An 18,743-nucleotide genomic window follows, 5' to 3' on the forward strand; every position below is an offset into this window, starting at 1 on the left:
CTCGTGCGGGTACTCGTCACCGGCGGATGCGGTTACATCGGCAGTGTACTCGTCCGCCGCTTGGTTGAAAACGAGCGGGTCTCAGAAGTCGTCGTCCTCGATTCGTTGAGTGGCGGATCTCCGCGCGCACTACTCGGTGTCGCCGACGACGTCGAGTTCAAACGCGGAAGCGTTTGCGATGAAGCCGCTGTTGAAAGCGCGATGGAAAACGTGGACCGCGTCATCCACCTCGCGGCGATTACTGGCGCGGACAGCACGCACGACCGGCGACGGGAGACGCGAGCGGTTAACGTCGGCGGGACCGAGAACGTCGTAAAGGCGGCCGGTGTCGCCGGCGTCGAAACGGTCGTCTTTGCCTCCTCGTGTAACAGTTACGGACGGACGGAGCGGACGAACATCGACGAGACGGTGACGCCGAATCCGCTCAATCCGTACGCCGAATCCAAACTCGAAGCCGAGCGCCTCGTGGATGAAGCGGCAGCCGAACACGGCTTTTCCGCGACCTCGCTTCGGATGAGCACGAACTACGGGTACGCGCCGGGCGTCCGATTCAACCTCGTCGTCAACCGCTTCGTGTTCCAGGGACTTACCGCGCAACCGTTGACGGTATACGGCGACGGCAAGAACTGGCGGCCGTTCATTCACGTCCGCGATGCCGCCCGCTCGTACGAACATGCGGCCATGCATCCCGAACGATGGTCCGAAAGCCGCTACAACGTCGGTAGTACGCAGCAGAACTACCGCATCAAGGATATCGCCCGTATCATCGACCAGGAACTGGAGGTCGACCTCGAAATTACCTTCCTCGGCGACGAGCAGCCGGGTCCGTCCTATCACGTCTCGTTCGACCGACTCGATGAAACCGGGTACGAACCGGAGTGGACGCTCCGTGACGGCATCCAAGAGCTTTCGGAACGGTTTCGGAGCGATCCCAACCCCATCGCATCAACCGTCGTTTCGACGACCGCACCGTCTCAGGTGGTGAGTCACAATGACCCCTGATACTAGTGATCGCACGCCGACAAAGACGGAACCGATGACGGAAACGAAAACGGAGACAGAGACGGCCGCTGGGACGGGATCAGGGGCGGGGACAGAGCTAGAGTCGGGACTGGAATCAGAGAGAAAAACTGGAAGCGAAGCGGCGAGGAATACGAGTTCAGCGCAACCGGTGCGAGTCGCGATCACCGGCGCGGCTGGATACATCGGGAGCCGCATCGTCGCCCAACTGCAGTCCGAACGTCCCGACTGGGAGCTGACGGCGCTCGACAACTTCTATCGCGGCTCGCTTCGGGAGATCGGCTCCGTGACGGTCGAGCACGTCGACGTTCGAAACCGCGACCGATTGTGGGACGCGCTGGAGGGTGCCGACATCGTGATGCACCTCGCCGCGATCAGCGGCATCGAGGACTGCACGGAGCATCCGGAACTCACCTACGACGTAAACGTAACCGGGACCGGGCACGTCGTTCGATTTTGCAGGCGGACGAACACCGGGTTGATCTTCCCGACGAGTATGGCCGTCGTCGGCGACCCCCAGGAGTTCCCGATCACGGCCGATCACCCGCGCGATCCCCTGAACTGGTACGGCCGAACGAAAGTCATCGGCGAGCGGCTGATCGATGAACTCGCGACCGATTCGTTCCCGGCGCACCACCTCCTCAAGTCGAACCTGTACGGTACGCACACCGTCGACGGACGGGTCGTCACGAAGGCGACCGTGCTCAACTTCTTCGCGGAACGGGCACTCGAAAACGAATCGCTGCCCGTCTACGAACCGGGGACTCAATCGCGCAATTTCGTCCACGTGAAAGATGTCGCTCGCGCGTACATTCACAGCGCCGATGTACTTCTCGAGGATCTCGCCGAGGGTTCGACCGGGATAGAGACGTTCACGATCGCCAGTGACGAGGATCCGAGCGTGCTCGATATCGCAGAAACCGTCCGCGAGAATGCGGCGGCGCAAGCGGGGTTCGACGCGTCAATCGAACTCACCGAAAACCCGCGCGGGAACGAAACGCTCGTCGACGACTTTCCGGTCGAGACGACTCGAGCTCACGAGGTCCTCGGCTGGGATCCGATCGAGACGGTCGACGAAACGATCCGCTCGCTGATCGAAACGAACGCCCGCTAATGCTTCCAGTTACGATCGACCCGTTGAGCACGCTGCTCGTCGCTCTTGCGATCGGAATCCTCATCTGGGGATTCGAACGATACCGACGCCGGTTCGAGCGAAGCGACCTTCTGATCGCAGGGATTCTCGCGAGCGGCCTGCTCTCGTTCGTGTTCATGCCGGGCGCGTTCGATTTCGTCGGCGTCGCACTCGACATCGAGCACCGCTACGTCGTGATCTCGCTGCTCGCAAACATCGTCTTCATCGGATTCCTGTGTTACGTGTTGACGCTCGTCCACGGTGTACACGACGAGGTGTCCGAGCTGACGCAGGCCCTCACCGTCGAGCGGGCACCGGCGACGGACGGCGGCACGGACGCGGAATGCATCTTCGTCGTTATCCCCGCCTACAACGAGGGCGAGACGATCACCGACGTCGTCTCGTCGCTTCCCGAAACGATCCGCGGATACGAGGTCCAACCGCTCGTCGTCTCCGACGGCTCGACCGACGACACCGCTCGAAATGCCCGTGCGTGCGGCGCGATGGTCGTCGAACACCCCATCAATCAGGGCCAAGGAGGAGCCCTCAAAACCGGCTTCGATATCGCGCTCGAGAACGACGCTACGATCGTCATCACGATGGACGGTGACGGACAGCACCCGGCCGACGAACTCGACCGGCTCGTCGATCCGATCGTCACGAACGAGGCGGATTACGTGATGGGATCGCGGTACCTCGGCGTCAACCGGTCCGGGAACGGACTCGTTCGACGCTCGGGGATTCGATTTTTCACGACGGTAATCAACGTGCTGACGAACGCGAAGATCACCGACTGTACGAACGGCTACCGCGCGATTCGCGGCTCGATGCTCGAGCACCTCTCGCTCACGGAACGACGATTCAGCGCGCCCGAACTGATCATCGAAGCCCGAAAGAACGGCCTCCGGCTCGAGGAGATTCCGATCAGGATCGAGGACCGAAAGAAAGGCGACACGAAGAAACCAAAGCTGGGCTTCGCGGTCGGCCTGACGCGCATCATCGTGATCGCATGGCTGCGATGACGCCCGCCGCAATGCCGTCGCGTCGACCGGACGCGGCGGCCGTCGATCGGAGGGCCGCGACGGCCCGAGATTCGATACCGACATCCCCGAATAACGCTCACGAACGACTCCCTATCACCGCTTCCCATCCATGAGAGCAAACGAAACACGCAAACGAAACGTATCGAAGACGTTCGAACGCTGCATCGAAGACCACGTCAGGAACGAGTCCGTCCTCGACATCGGCTGCGTCGCACACGATTCCGACAAGCGACACGACGAGGCGTGGTTGCACGAACTCGTCGTCCGGTCGGCCGACGACGCACTCGGTATCGACATCCTCGACAAGGAACTCGCGGCGCTCGCGGAGGACGGTTACGACGTCACCTACGGCGACGCACAGGACCTCGCGCTCGAGGAGACGTTCGACGTGATCGTCATCGGCGAACTGATCGAGCACCTCGTCGACTTCGACGGACTGCTCCGCTCGATCGACGATCACCTCGCCGACGGCGGCAAGCTCGTCGTCACGACGCCGAACGCGATGGCGGTCCATTGGACCGGCCTTCGGCTGCTGGACCAGGAGTTCGTCAACACCGATCACACCTGCTGGTTTGACGTCACGACGCTGACCCAGCTGCTCGAGCGATACGGGTTCGAACCGCTCGAGGTCACGTACGTCGGGGACTGCAGCCCCACGCTCGAGGATCCGCTCCAGATCGGCGGGTGGCTGTGCGAACGCATCCTGCCGGACCGCATCGGTAAGAGCACGCTCGCCGTCGTCGCCGCCCGCAGCGACGATTCGTAAGACGCGCTCGACGATCGGCTATCCTCGTCGGACGAGACGGAGAAAATCGAGGTCGAGCTACGGGCGGGAGCCGACTGCCGCCGTGATTCGGGCGATCCGAGCGCGAAGCCCGGATTCGGCGGCGCGCTCGCGGTCTCGCGCGATGGCCGAGAAGAGGTCGCCGACCCGGTCGCCGAGCTCGTCCCAGCGGTGGTGTCGGTCGACGAACGCGATTCCCCGCTCGCCCATCGCCCGCCGCCGGTCCGGATCGGACGCGAGGTCGCGAAGCGCCGCCGCGACGGCGTCCGGATCGTTCTCGACGGCGAGTCCGGCGTCGGTCGCCTCGGTGACGGACTCGATCTCCGCGACGGCGCTGGCGACGTAGGGCGTACCGAGGGCCATCGTCTCGAGGAACTTCGTCGGCCGCGCGTAATCGAGCGCGTGCTCCGTCTGCAGCGGCACCAGACTGATCGCCGACGACGCGACCAGCGCCGGAATCTCCTCGCGAGGGATCGGCCCGTTGATCCGGACCCGGTCGTCGATACCGAGCCGCGACGCGAGCGCCTCGAGTTCGTCCCGGCGTTCACCGAAGCCGTAGACGACGAGCTCGTGATCGATCTCGGCGCGCCGGAACCCGCGCAGGAACGGCTCGAAGGCCTGTCCCTCTCCGAGCTTGCCCGTGTAGATGATCCGCGGCTCCTCGTCGGTCGCGACGGACGGATCGAAGAGGTCATCATCGACGCCGAACGGGACCGTCTCGATTCTGTCTTCGTCGATATCGTACTCCGCCACGTACTGTGACGCCATCGTCGGCGTGAGGGCGATGAGCCGGTCGCAGCGCTCGATCGCGATCCGCTCCATCCACCGCAGCAGTCGGTAGGCGAGCGACCGCTCGTCGGTGAACCCGAAATCGACCGCGTTCTCGAGCCAGCGGTCGTAGACGTCGACGACGAGCCCGCGCCCGGTCGCCAGCGCCGCGAGACCGGGCACGAGCGTCGTGTGCGGCCCGATCTGGACGACGACGCAGTCGTACTTCCGGCCGTGAACGAGCACGTATACGGTCGCGAGCACCGCGAAGATGACGTGGTTGAGGATCCGCTCGACGTTCGTCCGATCCTCGACGGGCTGGTAGGTGAACAGCCGCGTGACGGGAACATCGCCGACGCGCTCGTTCGACCAGAGGCTGTACCGCCGGTCGAATTCGCCGACGGGAACCGAGGGCTGGGGGCAGATGACGCGAGACTCGACGCTGTCGGGGACGTTCCGGAGAAGCATCTCCCATCGGTGCGCGCCGGCCATCGACTCCGGGGGGAACAGTTGCGAGATGACGAGGGCGGACGTCGATTCCGTCTCGGTCCCCGTTTCAGCCCCCGTCTCCGTTTCCGTTTTCGCGTCGCTCAGTTCGTCGTTCGTTTGAACTCGTCTCGACTGTGCAGTGGCTGTTGACATGCGTTGTCGGATCAGGGTTCGATCGGGTTTTCGACGCCGAACTGGAGGACGTCGACGCCGGTATCGATCAGGCGCGCTCGCTCCGCTTCGAGAGCAGCGACCGTTTTCTCGTGCGGAACCAGTTGGACGACGACGTCGGGCGATTCGCGTTCGAGAACCGACGGGAGATCGTCGTAGGCGAGTTCGTCGACGTAGCGGTCGTAGTGGCGTACGCGGTAGCCGTCGCCGCGCAAGTCGGCGACGATCTGCATCGCGGGGCTGTTCCGACGGTCGTCGACGCTCGGCTTGTACGCCGCACCGAACGCGAGGACCGTCGGGTCTGCGTGGGACGCGAGCGCACGCCGAATCTTTCGGGTCGCAACGGCCGGCATCTTGTCGTTGATTCGTCGCGCGCTCGTGATGAGATTCGTGTGTTCCGGATCGACCTCGTTCAGGAACCATGGATCGATCGGCAGGCAGTGACCACCGACGCCGATACCGGGCTGGAGAATGTCGACCCGCGGGTGTCGGTTCGCGAGTTCGATCACGTCGCTCATGTCGATGTCGAGTTCTTCGCCGATCAGCGCGAACTCGTTTGCGAGCGCCACGTTGACGTCGCGAAACGTGTTCTCCATGAGCTTACAGAGTTCGGCGGAGAGCAGATCCGTGTAGTAGATCTCCCCCTCCAGGAAGGGTTCGTAAATCGACGCCGCCCGTCGGCGACTGGTCTCATCGATGCCGCCGATGACGCGATCGTTTCCGACGAGTTCATCGAACACGTTTCCGGGGAGTATCCGTTCGGGCGAGTGGGTGAGTTGGATGTCCGCACCCGGTTCGAACCCCGCCTCTTTGAGGAAAGGGACGATCGTTTCCTCGCAGGTCAGCGGCGGGATCGTCGATTCGACGTTGATTAGATCGCCCGGTTCGAGGTACGGCCGGATCGACTCGAGAGCGGCTTCGAGTGCGGAGAGGTCGGGACTCTTGTTCGGTTCGGTTAGCGGGGTCGGGACCGAGATGACGAACGCGTCGCCGTCGGTCGGTTCGGTTCGCGCTTCGAGGTTCCGTTCGACGGGACCCGTCGTCAGGAGGTCCTGGAGTTCGTCCTCGTCTAAGTTGAGCGTGCCGTCGTTGATCTCCCGGACGAGATGCTGATCGATATCGACGCCGACGACTCGCTTGCCGTGGTCGGCGAGTAACAACGCGAGCGGTAAGCCGATGAATCCGGTGCCGATGACGACGATGTCTTCGACCGGGTCGGGCGCTGGATCGTCCGGGCCTTCCGGACCGCTCAGGTCGCTCTCGTTCTCACTCGATGTCATAGTACTCACGCATCCAGTCGATCGTTCGGGGGACGCCCTCCTCGAGCGAGACGCGCTGTTCGTGGTCCAGATCGCGCACCGACTTCTCGATGCTCGCCTTCTTGTCCAGGGTGTTGTGGGTTTCCGTGCCGCGGTATTCGACCGCCTCGTCGTCCTTGCCGAGGTAGCCGAGCACCGCGTCCGAGAGTTCTTTGATGTCGTAGTACTCAGTGCCGGCGATGTTGTACACTTCGCCGGGATGGAACGAATCGACGACGTTCGCAAGCGTTCGCACGGTGTCGTCGATGTAGGTAAACGACCGGTGGTGATTCTCGTAGACGTGGTACGGAAGGTCGTGTAACGCACGGTAGCAGAACTTGCAGACGACGCTTCGGTACTCGCTGTAGCGCTCGCCCGGGCCGTACGTGTTGAAAAATCGGACCCGAACCGACTCGGTACCGTGTCGATCCGCGGCGTTCAGTATCTGCTGTTCGTTCACCCACTTCGAAATCGCGTAGTCGTTGAGCTGTCGGGGCCCCTCCTCGAGCGGGACCGACTCCTCCATCACGTCCGGGTAATCGCCGTAGACTTCGCTACTCGAGGAGAACACCAGCCGGAAATCGTGCTCGGCTTGCAGCCGAAGGACGTTCTTCGTTCCGATCGCGTTCGAGGTCCACATCGTCTCGTAGAAGTCCTCTCCGTTCTTGCGACCGAACTCGGCGGCCAGGTGATAGACGTAATCGAACTCGCGGTCCTCGAAGATCCGTTCGAGCTGGCGGTATTCGCTCACGTCACACCGATAGTACCGTTCCCGTTCGCTCCACGGGAGGTCGGCGACCCAAACGTCGTGGCCGCGTCGTTCGAGTTCAGCTGTGAGCGGTGCGCCGACGGCTCCGAGTCCACCAGTAACGAGCACTGATGCCATACACCGGGCCACGACGAACACCGATAATTAGTTTGTGCCGGTATCTGGAGCAAACCATCACGAAACGCTACAATAAACTGTCAACAATCTGTTCCGCGGCGGTGCCGTCGCCGAACGGATTCGACCACGAACCGTCGCGGGAGACCATCTCGTCGGCGCCGGCGAGGATCGTCGACGACTCGGTTCCGACGAGGCGGTTCGCACCAACATCGATCGTTTCGGGCCGTTCGGTGGTGTCGCGGACGGTGAGACACGGCGTCTGCAAGATGCACGTCTCCTCCTGGACGCCGCCCGAATCCGTGATGACGAGCCGCGCGCTGGATTCGAGGACGAGAAAATCGAGAAACCCCAGGGGATCAACGAGTCGAACGGACGGCGGAATCGAAAGGTCGAACGCTGCGAGGTTCTCTCGTGCGCGCGGGTGGATCGGATAGAGAACCGTGCGGTCGGTACGGCGCGCGAACTCGCCGACGCCGCCGAGGATACCGGCGAAGCGATCCGGATCGTCGACGTTCTCCTCGCGGTGGGCGGTAAGCAGATAGAACTCGGCGGGTTCGAGGTCGTACTCCTCGAGAATCGTGCTCTTTCGGGTCGCGAGTTCGAGGTTCTGCGAGACGGCGTCGACGATCGTGTTTCCGGTGACGGTGATGCGGTCCGCGTCGATCCCTTCCGCTTCGAGCAGGCGCGCGGCTTCGCCGGTCGGTGCGAACAGGGAATCGGCGGCGTGATCGGCCAGGATTCGATTGATCTCTTCGGGCATCTCCCGGTCGAAGCTCCGCAGTCCCGCTTCGACGTGTCCGAGCGCAGTGTTTCGTTTGCTCGCCGCGATCGCGCCAGCGAGCGCTGAGTTCGTGTCTCCCTGGACGATCACGTCGGTCGGTTGCTCGTCCGAAAGAACCTCCGCGATGCCGAGAATCATCTCGGCGGTCTGTTCGCTGTGGGTTCCGGAGCCGACGGCGAGGTTGTGGTCCGGAGCGGGCAGTTCGAGTTGGTCGAAGAAGACCGTATCGAGCGACTCCGAGTAGTGTTGGCCGGTGTGGACGACGGTGTGTTGAATCTCCCGTCTGTGACACGCTCGAATGAGCGGCGAGAGCTTGATGATCTCCGGCCGAGTTCCGAGGACGAACGCGACGCGTGGAGCGGGCATTCTTGACAATCCCGTCTACGTACGAGATAAAGAATCCACGCACGTAGGGGCGGCTTTCGCCGCACTTTCGCGTCGCTCGCGGATGTTATCGAGCGCGTACCGGCTCGGCCGAATGCGGTTCGAGTTCCGACCGCGCCGCCTCGTAGAACTCGCGGTGGCGGTCGACGGACCGCTCGACGGAGAACTGCGCCTCGGCGCGGGAGCGGGCGGCGGCCCCGCGTCGGCGGCGTTTCGCCGGCGACGCGAGCGCCTCGAGGATCGCTGTCGCGAGCGCGTCGGGGTCCTTCGGCGGGACGAGCCACCCGTGGGTGCCGTCGTCGAGCTGTTCCGGCACGCCGCCGACCCGGGTCGCGACGATTCCGGTCCGCATCGCCATCGCCTCGAGTACCGAGATCGGACAGGCCTCCCGCACCGACGGCAGGACGAACACGTCGAACGCACCGAGCAGTCGCGGAACGTCCGACCGATGGCCGAGGAACCGAACGGTGTTTTCGAGTCCGAGTTGCGCCCGGAGCGAGCGCAGCCGATCGAAATACGCCTCGCGCGACTCGAGTCGTTTGCCGACGACCGGAACGACGACGGAGCCGACTCGGTTGCGAACGCGAGCGATGGCGCGCAGCAGGTACTCGTAGCCCTTCACCGGATTGATGTTGGCGACGGTGCCGACGATCGGCACGTCATCCGCGACGCCGAGTTCGTTGCGAACTGACCGGCCAGCGTTCGGTTCCGTTTCGGGATCGAACTCGGCCGTATCGACGGGCGGGTAGACCGTCCGCGTCGAAACCGAGCCGTCGAAGAAGTGATCCTGTACCGCGTCCGCGGCGAGCGCGAGTTCGTCCGCCGTCGCCCGGGCGAGGCGGGCGACCCCGCGGTTAAGTGGCCACGGGGTCCCCGTATCGTTGAAGAACCAGGCGAGGGGCGTCCCCGACCGTCGAGCGGCGAGCGCGGCCGGAACGGCGAGCGTCATCCCTGCGTGAACGACGTCGATACTGTACCGGTCGATCGCCGACGCCACGCGGCGAACGGCCGGTCCCAATCCGGCGACGAACCGAGCGTTCGCGGCGACGCGTCGCGGGGGCTGTAATCGAGGCGGGCCGGGTCTGATAACGTCGAATCCCGCGTCAGTCGCCATCGCTTCGAACGCATCATCGCCGTCCGGAAGGTGAAAGACCGTTTCGATCCCGCGGTCGCGAAGCCCTTCGGCCACGGCCAACGACCGCAACTGCGGGCCGCCGACGCGCGGATCGGCGAGGCTGGTGAGAACACGCATTCGGAATCCGTGTTCGTCACCGAGCGCATAAAGTGTGGTGTCGTTGCGCGACTGAACTCGTCGCTTACACGCAGAGCGGGCGCGTAAAGACGATGCTAAGGAGTGGCTATCCACGAGGTGGCCGTCTACGCTATGAGTAACTCGTCTGCGGCCGGACTCATACCGTACCGGGAAGAACGTTCGCGGCCGAGCACGTATCCGTCTCTAGCAATTCCGTGTTCCGAAACCGTTCTACCGGACTGACAGTCACCGACTTGTCATCAAACACTAAGACGTATGCGATGGTACGCGCATTCAGATGCCCTCGCGCTCAATAGCGCTCGTTCTTCTTGCCTCCGAACTGGACCGAACACACGCCGCCCACGAGGCCGTTCACAACTTCGTGGATATCTACGAACGCGAGGCCGATCGCATTGTGATCGTCGGGCCCGAAACCATCGATATCGATCGATCGGCCGTCGAGCCGGTTCCGGTCGAGCGCCCGACCTCAAGTGCGGTCCCATCACGCGTTCTCTCCTACGTTCGCTACCAGCTCCGGATCGCAGCAGCTCTGTGGCGAAGACGACACACAACGGAGACGGTTTTCTTTCACATCGGTGGCAGCATGCTCCTGCTGCCGCTTCTCGCGAATAAACTCGCCCGGCTCCAGACGCTCGTATTCGTTCTTGGCTCCATCGAAGACGGATTCTACGCACAACACGGAGAGACATTCCTCACGAGACAGTTTGGGCGAGCAATCGCGCTCGTCGAGGGCGTTACGTGCACGCTGGCGGACGATGTTCTCTTACTCTCGAAGCGGATGAACACACCCGGTCTGCCCTGGCCGTTCTCGCCGACGACGCAGGCCGCAAATCTCAACTACATCGACTGTACGGCCTTCGCGAAGCGAACTCCAGTCGAGGAGCGATCGACCGACGTCGTGTTCGTCGGCCGGTTCGCGGCCGTCAAAGGCGTCGACCGTATCGTGCGCACGCTTCCGGAACTCGTCGAGTCGAACCCAGACATTCGGGTTACGCTGATCGGAGCGGGATCGCTGTTCCCGGAGGTCGAAGCGGTCGTCGAGCGCCACGACCTCTCGGACAACGTCACGCTCACCGGCTGGGTCGACCACGAGGAGCTACCGGCCTATCTCGACGACGCGAAAGTTCTGCTACTGCCGTCCGAGTCCGAAGGCGTTCCTAAAGCCCTCCTCGAAGCGATGGCCTGCGGGACCGTTCCGGTCGCCACGCCCGTCGGTGGCGTCCCCGATATCGTCACCGATGGCAAAGACGGCGTCCTCCTTCGCGAGACGAACTCGGCCGCCATCGATCGCACGATTTCGCGCGTTCTCGAGCGCGACGATCTGGGTGATCTCAGCGACACCGCACGCGAAACGATCCGTCGAGAGCACGCTTATCCGGTCGTCAGGGACCGTTACCATCGTATCCTGCACGACAGCACACGACAGAGGTAAGGATATATGATCGATAGGACGACTGACCCGAGGAAGTCGCCGAGTGACCGCCGAGGTCGAAATCAAGTTAGAGGTCGAATTCGATGAGTCGGCGAATCGTCCGCAGCTTTAGCGCCGTTTTCGGCTCGCAACTCGGCGTGTTGATGCTCACCGTTACCATCACGCCGCTTCTCACACGACTTCTGGGCAGCGGCGGCTACGGCGATTACTCGTTCATGCTCTCGGCGCTCCAGTGGCTCCTCGTCTTCGTGTACGCCGGCGCGTTCAACGGAATCCGCAAGTACATCGCCGAAGACCGGGACGAGGACGGATGGACGGACCACGTTTTCGCGTTCTATTTCCGAATGGTCGCCGTCCTCGCCGCGGGGATGGTCGTCCTCGTCCTGCTCCTCTCTCGCTCTCCGTTCGTCTCGCCGCTCGGATCGGAGTTCACCATCTATTTTCTGCTGCTCGCCTGTATTATCCCGCTACGGGCCGCGCTCCGGATCGCACGAAGCGGACTCATGGGACTCGAACTCGAGTCCTACTCGGAGCCGTTAAAGATCGTCGACCGGCTATTTTTTGTAATCGTTATCGCGTTCCTCTCGGTCGTCGGGGGAAGCGTTGCAACCGTCCTGCTCGGTCGACTGCTCGGGACTGCCATCGCCGCCGGAGTCGCGCTCGCACTCGTCTCGCGGCGGATCGACCTGTCGAAGATCGGACGCCGAACTCCCGAAACAGTTCCGCGCAAACGCCTCGCAACATACAGCGTCTCCACCATGACGCTAACGTTCCTCTTGCTTTCGCTCTATCACCTCGATATCATCCTGCTTCGCTTTCTGGCGGGGGATTCCGCAACCGGATTCTACCGCGCCGCCCTCGTCGTCGCCGAGTTCCTGTGGTTCGTGCCGATCGCGGTTCAGCTTACGCTTTTGCACTCGACCTCGAATCTGTGGATCGAGGAGCGATACGATCGGCTCAGCGAGATCGGAAGCCGCGCGGTTAGATATACGCTGCTTTGTACCGTGTTGCTCGTACTTGGCGTCGCCGGTCTCGCCGAACCGTTCCTTACGCTGTACTTCGGTCCCGAGTTCGACGCGGCCGTGATGCCGCTGTTGTTGTTGTTGCCGGGAGCGCTCGGATTCGCGGTCGCTCGCCCGGTACTCGCGATCAATCAGGGGCAGGATAACCTCCGGCTGCTGGTCGCCGTCACGGCCGCGGCGGCCGCGATGAACGTCGCGTTGAACGTCGCGCTCATCCCCCGATTCGGAACGAGCGGCGCTGCGGTCGCGACCAGCGTCTCCTACGGCTCGATGTTCGGTCTTCACGTCTGGACAGCTCGACGGCTCGGGTTCGATCCCCTGATCGACATCCGGATCGGCCGCACCGTCGCGACGACGCTGCTCGCGGCCGTCCCGATCATCGGCCTGCCGTACGTGCTCCAATCGGAGCTTCTGTCGCTCGCCGTCGTTCCGCCGATCGGCGCGCTGGCGTTCGTGTCGGCCGCGCTTGCGACCGGTGCCGTTCGCCGCGGCGAAGTGCAGCAACTCGCCTCACTAAGTCCGCTTCCGGCGGAATCGATCATCGCCGTCCTCCCCGAGCGTGTGGCGGAGTCGCTTCGATCGACCGACCGGGACGGCTGAACCGGTCGGGTTGTGATCCCGGGTCCCGATACCGACAGTCGCTACGCCGGGCGACTCGCGATAGCCGTACGTCGAAACTACAGCTCGACTGTGTGTCTATAGTGCCTGTGAAAGCCTCCCGTGTGTCCGTAGCTTCTGTGGACCGCAAATCCACGAACCACGGATACGAGATGTGCTGCGACGAACGCGAACCGTAGGCGAGACCCGCCGTTCCCGACGACCTCCACGACCGGCTGGACGAATTCGACCGGCGACTGGCCGAAGAGCGCGGCGGCGGATCGGCGGCGCTCGAGCGCGATGCTGAACTGTCGGAAACCGTCACGGAGAATCTCGCCGAACTCGGCTATCTGGAGTGAGCCGTTTCATCGCGTGATATTTGCTGCACGGGTCGCAGTAGGCTGTGATTGTGGGGATACGTTTTTACCGGAGACGATAGTCACCGGACATAGTATCGATGGGCGATCGATGGTGGCTCGGTCCCGGTCTCGGCGTTCTCGGCGCGCTCGCGTTCATCGTCGGGGTAGTGGCGACACCGCCTGCGGCGGGGTACGAGGTGTCGGTCTACGACGCCTATCCCCTGTGGGCGTGGGCCGGATTTGCGCTGGCGCTGGTCGCCGGGCTCGGATCGCTGTTCCGGTCGGTCATCACCGGTGAACGCGGCTGGCAGCACGGACTCGCGATCGTCGCGAGCGCGTACGGCGTCTTCTTCGCGCTCCCGCTGTTTCGCGGGTACTACATCTACGGAACGCCGATGTCCGACGCGCTGTATCACTTCGGAATCGTTCGGGACGTTCTCGAGAACGGGTTGCTTCCCGAAACGGGATACCCGGCGACACACCTCCTGTATACGGCCCTCGTAACCGTGACCGGTCTGCCGATGCGCGAACTCCAGCCGATCATTGCATTGGGGTTCTTCGCGTTGTTCGCCGGCGCGTGCTACCTCGCCGGGCGCGCGTTTTTCGGCCCTCGCGGTGGCCTCGCAACACTGGGGGCGGCGCTTCCGCTCGTGTTCGTCTTGAACCACCTCATGACCCTGCCGTGGTTGTTCGCCCTGCCGTTTCTTCCGCTCCTCCTGGCGCTTACGCATCGGTGGGCGCGGCGGCGGCGCTCCGGTCACGAGGGTATTTTCGGCTCGATACTGATCTGTGGAACCGTGCTCGTGTTCTACCATCCGGTGACGGCCCTCGTGACCGCGCTTTCGCTCGCTCTCTACGCGCTGATCGTCGCCCCCTCGCTTCGGCGAGTGCTGCAGCGGCGTCGGAATCGGACCGGGAGACGAGACCGCGATCACGGCACCTACGCCGTCACGTACCGTCTTCCGTTCGTCATCTTGATCCCCGGCGTGTTTTGGTACCTTTCGATCGGTCACATAACCCGCTTCCTCGCTCGAGCGGTCACTCGTGATGTCGACGGGGGGGCTGTAGGATACGCGGGTGACGCACAGCAGACCAGCTATTCGATTCAAGAACTGGTCTGGGAATTTCTCGTTCTCGAGTGGGGGACCGTCGTCCTGTACGCCGGCGTCAGTGCGATTATCGCCGCCGTGATCGCAATCCGCCGTCTCCGTCATCGCGGAAGCCCTCTCGAACTGCTCTTTGCCGCCCAGTTCAGTGCCGGCGTCGGCGTTGCACTGCTCCTGATCGTCTCGCAGGTCCTCTCGCGCAACATCGTCCGGCTCAACAATTACACCCTCGTCGGAGCGATCTTCCTGCTCGGACTCGCGATCGCCGGACTCGCCTCGCAGCGACCGAATACGGAAGGATGGAAACGTATCGGCGTGACTCTAGCACTCGGAGGGCTCTGCCTGACCGTTCTCGGAACCGCTCTGTTAGCCGGCGCAGTCACCTACGAGGACAACAGTCACGTCACGCACGCGACGATGGCGGGCGCGGAGTGGCAACACGATCACCACCAGACGGCACCGGAGACGCGAGCGTTCCGAATGTCCGAAAACATCCAGCGGTACTTCGACGGTGTTTCTCGATCGACGCCCGAAGACCGACAGTTCCACCGATCGGTAGACGCCTACCAACTTCCGAACCGGTTGGGCTACGACGACGCCGACTCGATGGCGGCCGTCTACGAGAACGAAACGTACCTCGTCACCAAAACGGCGGATCTCGAGTGGGCAGCCTCCCAGCCTCCCGACAGACGAGACGAGATTCGGTCCTACTCGGCGTCGGATCTCGAGCAGTTGACGGACGACCCGGCGGTCAGTCGACTATACGACAACGGACGGTTCACCGTCTGGCTCGTCGAGCCGAACTCGTCGGGAACGGGGTCGGTGTCGGACTGACACTGGGTTCTAGATACTGGAGGGGGTACTGGAGACGGATACCGGTACAACTGTCGAAGACGGATACCAGATACAGCTATCGGATACAGCCACCGAATACCGCGCCGATCGCCGACGTGAACCGCTACGCTACCCGTCCTCATCCGCTTCCGTTCCCCCTCCGCCACCTTCCTCGGGTTCCTCCGGAGTCGACACCTCGATCCACCGATGAGTCGAATACTCGGCGTTCTCGAGCGATGGCGACTCTGGCACGTCTCCATCGAGATAGACGAGCCAGGCGAGACGAACGGTCTCCCCGGACACGGTCGGCTGTACGTCGTGAGTGTGGTTCCACGTCCGACCGTGTTCGAGTTCCGTTTCGAACCGATTCAGTTCACGCTGTTCGACGACCGAGTCGTTCTCGACGGCCTGTTCGACGACGACCACGGTGTAGCCGACGGTCCGTCGTTCCCGGTTCTCGACGGTAAATACGAGTTCGCGATTCTCTCCACCATCGAACGACGTCGGGTAGTTACCGGCGACGAGTTCGCCGTCGTTCGTCTCCGTGAGGATGGAGACTTCCGAGAACTGCTCGCCAGTTTGAGGACCCACGACGGCGTATCCGATGCTGCTTACGGCCAAGAGGAGGACGATCGCGACGGAGATGTGGATCGCCGCGGCGGGCCGCGATTCCACGGCGGACGCCGGGTCGCGAACGGCGTTGATCCACCGGTCGACGGGGGGCTGAAAACGCTCGGCAGGGGGGAGTGCATGCCGTCGCTTCGCCCCGATAAGCGTTGCGACGAGCGTAATCGCACTGAGCGCACCGACGAGCGGTCGGGCGGCTACCGTTCCCAAACCGAAGTACAAGACCAGGCCGACCAGCGGCACGACCGACACGCTCAGCGCGAGCGAGAGGACGCAACGTTCACCGCCGGTAAGCGAGGTTTCCAGTGGCCGCGAGAAGAGCGAGTCGTCCGGATGCGGTTCCTCACCGTTATCCCTGGACCCGAATCCGAACCTGGATCCGGATCGCCGAGCGTCGCATCCGCGAGGAAACAACGCCGACACCAGCGCGTACCCGGGTACGAACAGCACGAACGCAAGCCCCAGCGGAACTCTGACCGGCGTCTCCTCGAGTATCGGGAGAAACACCGCAAGGGTGGTCGCAACGACGATCATACAGGTTCCGACCAGATCCGCCGGTAGTTCGCGGATCGGGCGCGGAAGGATTCGCCACAACGTACCGACTCCGCTCATTCGTATCGAGCAACAACCAGCAATGGAGAAAGTTAGCCGGTGCGAACCACTACCGAGCCCCGGTACGAACGATCGTAAGAACCGGATACCGACTACGCGTCCCCGCCCGTCCGTGTGGATTCGGTAGACGGCGACGATCCCATCTCGCACAATCGTGTCGCCGACTCGAGGACGACCTCCGCCTCCTCGCGAGACACGTCCGCCACGCCGAACGTCGTCTGTTCGTAGCGTTCGATCACGGTGCGAAGGAGCGCCGAATCGTCCTCGCCATCGACGGACGCCGCGTCTCGCCCGCGTTGCCAGTTCCGGTAAAACTCCCAGTGGGTCAGCGCTGAACTCGCGGTCTCGCGGCCGGAAAGGGCGTGCCGAACGGCTGCATAACCCATCTCAACGGCCTGTTCGGGCCGTCCGTCCGCGAGACACTCGCGACCGTGTTCGAGCAGCGAACGGGCAATCTCCACCCGCGAGCGATCGGCGACCGAGGGTGCGGCTCCGTCGTCCGACGTCGAGCGCTCTCGTGCCGCGGTATCCGCCGGGCCCGCAGGACGGAATCGCCGCCACCAGACGACGGCACAGAGCGTAGCGAGCACCCCGATACCGATGCCGATCCGCGCCCACATCGGCAGTCGTCCCCACAGTCTCGCGACGGCCGTCGAGCCCGTCGTCGTTCTCGCGGTCGCGGACGCGACGTTCGATTCCGAGCCGTCGTATGTCGCAACGACCTCGACGTCCTCGCTTCCCGTCGGGAGCGTCGCCGTGAGCCCGAACGCTCCGTTCTCGTCCGTCGATACGGTCTCGACCGTCGTCCCGTCCACGTCGACTCGCACCGCCTCACCGGCAACGCCCTCGCCACCTCCCGTCTCCAGCGTTCCGTTGACGTCGACCATCCGTCCGTCGGCAGCCGTTCGCGTCGCCGTCACCGAAAGCTCACTGTCGGTTTCGCGAACGGTTACTTGATTCGTTACCGGTGTGGCGGCGAGGGCGCGATCCTCGTGTTCGAGGCGAACGCCGAACTCGCGCTCGCCGGCGGGAACTCCCGCCGGAACGGTAACATCGACATCGAACGATCCGTTCGTCGTTTCGGTGGTTTCGATCCGCTCGCCACCGAACGTTACCGCGAGCGACGCGTTGTCTACGGGAACGTCGTCGACGACGAGCGTTCCGGAGACGGCCGCGGTGTCGTTATAGGTGACCGCAGCCGGCGTTTCGAGATCCGTAACGCTCGGGTCCGTCTGACTGATCGAAACCGGAACGCTCGTCGTGCTGCCGAGGTAGATCGATTCGTTGGCGGGCGCGTATTCGATTTCGAGTTCCTCGGTCGTCAGCGGTTCCTCGACCGGTCGGTATTCGAACTCGAACGCGCCATCGGCGTCCGTTTCGGTCCGCACGGAGCCGTTTCCGATCTCGAGTTCGATCGGTCGGTTTCCGACGGGCTCTCCCTCGGCCGTTCGCAACCGCCCCGTACCGGTGAGCGGTTCGAGGAACGAGATTTCCTCGCGGTCGGCGTCGACCGAGAGTCCGGTTGCGACGAACTGCTCTCCCCGAATCGTCTCCTGGGACGATCGAATGTCCTCGGTAACCGTCTCTATCGAGCGCTCTGACTCCGAGAGGTTCGCGTCGGTCGACTCCTCGAGTTCGTCGTACTGATCACGCAACTGCGTCCCCGTCTCGGTCGCAGTAGTCGCGACGCTGTCGAGTTCACGTGCGAGTTCGCGAGCGCGAGCCTCGTCACCGGCGTCTCGTGCTCGCTCGTACTCGTCTCTGAGTTCCTGATACCGTTGTGCCGCATCGGTTATCTGACTCTGGTCTTCGCGTATGGCCTCGAACAGTTCGGCGTGATCCTCGCCTTCCGTTTGGCCGGCAACGTCGAGGTACTGATCGAGGTACGCATCGTATTCGTCCCCGACGTACCGACCGGCACGGTCGTAGTTTCCGTCCTCGAGTTGGACGGCGCTCTCGTCGATGTTTTCGACCATTCGGTCCATCAGCCACGTTTCGAGTTGCGCCGGATTTCCGGACTCCCTGTACTCGTTGGGATTTTCATGGCGGACCGTGTCGTTATCCGCACTGTCGGCTTCGTTCTGTGCAAACTGTGCCTGCGGGGTGGATCCCATCAAGCCCGTCT

General features: G+C 63.3%; 14 protein-coding genes. 7 read left to right on the top strand and 7 right to left on the bottom strand.

What is annotated here, in order from left to right; translation table 11 throughout:
- The first annotated feature begins 3 nt into the window (after positions 1-3).
- The 4 genes from C481_RS00675 to C481_RS00690 all read left to right on the top strand — a co-directional run bounded on the left by C481_RS00675 (position 4) and on the right by C481_RS00690 (position 3,961).
- Entirely contained in the window at positions 4-1,002 is a 999-nt protein-coding gene (locus tag C481_RS00675; RefSeq protein WP_006106813.1) for an NAD-dependent epimerase/dehydratase family protein, read from the top strand.
- 169 nt (positions 1,003-1,171) lie between these two features.
- On the top strand, positions 1,172-2,134 hold the full coding sequence (locus C481_RS00680) for an NAD-dependent epimerase/dehydratase family protein (RefSeq protein WP_006106814.1): 963 nt from the start codon (positions 1,172-1,174) through the stop codon (positions 2,132-2,134).
- Positions 2,134-3,174, top strand: coding sequence for a glycosyltransferase family 2 protein (locus C481_RS00685; RefSeq protein WP_006106815.1), 1,041 nt, complete (start codon positions 2,134-2,136; stop codon positions 3,172-3,174). The genes C481_RS00680 and C481_RS00685 overlap by 1 nt, the downstream gene beginning before the upstream one ends.
- A gap of 130 nt (positions 3,175-3,304) precedes the next feature.
- A complete protein-coding gene (locus tag C481_RS00690; protein ID WP_006106816.1) occupies positions 3,305-3,961 on the top strand; it encodes a class I SAM-dependent methyltransferase in 657 nt (218 codons plus the stop codon).
- 57 nt (positions 3,962-4,018) lie between these two features.
- Here C481_RS00690 and C481_RS00695 read toward each other — a convergent pair whose 3' ends face one another.
- The 5 genes from C481_RS00695 to C481_RS00715 form a co-directional block, all read right to left on the bottom strand.
- Positions 4,019-5,389 (bottom strand): glycosyltransferase family 4 protein, encoded by a 1,371-nt coding sequence (locus C481_RS00695; protein WP_006106817.1) that lies wholly within the window; start codon positions 5,387-5,389, stop codon positions 4,019-4,021.
- An 11-nt stretch (positions 5,390-5,400) separates the two neighbouring features.
- Positions 5,401-6,687, bottom strand: coding sequence for a nucleotide sugar dehydrogenase (locus tag C481_RS00700; RefSeq protein ID WP_006106818.1), 1,287 nt, complete (start codon positions 6,685-6,687; stop codon positions 5,401-5,403).
- Positions 6,674-7,591 (bottom strand): NAD-dependent epimerase/dehydratase family protein, encoded by a 918-nt coding sequence (locus C481_RS00705; RefSeq protein WP_006106819.1) that lies wholly within the window; start codon positions 7,589-7,591, stop codon positions 6,674-6,676. The genes C481_RS00700 and C481_RS00705 overlap by 14 nt, the downstream gene beginning before the upstream one ends.
- Before the next feature lie 67 nt (positions 7,592-7,658).
- Positions 7,659-8,738 (bottom strand): non-hydrolyzing UDP-N-acetylglucosamine 2-epimerase, encoded by a 1,080-nt coding sequence (gene wecB, locus C481_RS00710; RefSeq protein ID WP_006106820.1) that lies wholly within the window; start codon positions 8,736-8,738, stop codon positions 7,659-7,661.
- An 85-nt stretch (positions 8,739-8,823) separates the two neighbouring features.
- Positions 8,824-10,008, bottom strand: a complete 1,185-nt coding sequence (locus C481_RS00715; RefSeq protein WP_006106821.1) for a glycosyltransferase family 4 protein — start codon at positions 10,006-10,008, stop codon at positions 8,824-8,826.
- Positions 10,009-10,306: 298 nt separating this feature from the next.
- Here C481_RS00715 and C481_RS00720 point away from each other — a divergent pair, with 298 nt between their 5' ends.
- From C481_RS00720 to C481_RS00730, 3 genes are all read left to right on the top strand, one after another.
- Positions 10,307-11,461 carry a glycosyltransferase gene (locus tag C481_RS00720; RefSeq protein WP_006106822.1) on the top strand — a complete coding sequence of 385 codons (1,155 nt, stop codon included), beginning with the start codon at positions 10,307-10,309 and terminating at the stop codon, positions 11,459-11,461.
- Positions 11,462-11,544: 83 nt separating this feature from the next.
- Entirely contained in the window at positions 11,545-13,083 is a 1,539-nt protein-coding gene (locus C481_RS00725; RefSeq protein WP_006106823.1) for an oligosaccharide flippase family protein, read from the top strand.
- A gap of 454 nt (positions 13,084-13,537) precedes the next feature.
- The gene (locus C481_RS00730) at positions 13,538-15,379 is read left to right on the top strand and encodes a hypothetical protein (RefSeq protein WP_006106824.1); all 1,842 of its coding nucleotides are present in this window, start codon (positions 13,538-13,540) and stop codon (positions 15,377-15,379) included.
- 129 nt (positions 15,380-15,508) lie between these two features.
- On the opposite strand, the gene C481_RS00735 is transcribed toward C481_RS00730, so the two are convergent.
- Both C481_RS00735 and C481_RS00740 read right to left on the bottom strand, forming a co-directional pair.
- Positions 15,509-16,618, bottom strand: coding sequence for a DUF1616 domain-containing protein (locus tag C481_RS00735; protein WP_006106825.1), 1,110 nt, complete (start codon positions 16,616-16,618; stop codon positions 15,509-15,511).
- 92 nt (positions 16,619-16,710) lie between these two features.
- Positions 16,711-18,732, bottom strand: coding sequence for an AAA family ATPase (locus C481_RS00740; RefSeq protein WP_241434609.1), 2,022 nt, complete (start codon positions 18,730-18,732; stop codon positions 16,711-16,713).
- Between the last annotated feature and the right edge of the window lie 11 nt (positions 18,733-18,743).

This window comes from Natrialba asiatica DSM 12278 (genome assembly GCF_000337555.1).
GTDB classification, from domain to species: Archaea; Halobacteriota; Halobacteria; order Halobacteriales; family Natrialbaceae; genus Natrialba; species Natrialba asiatica.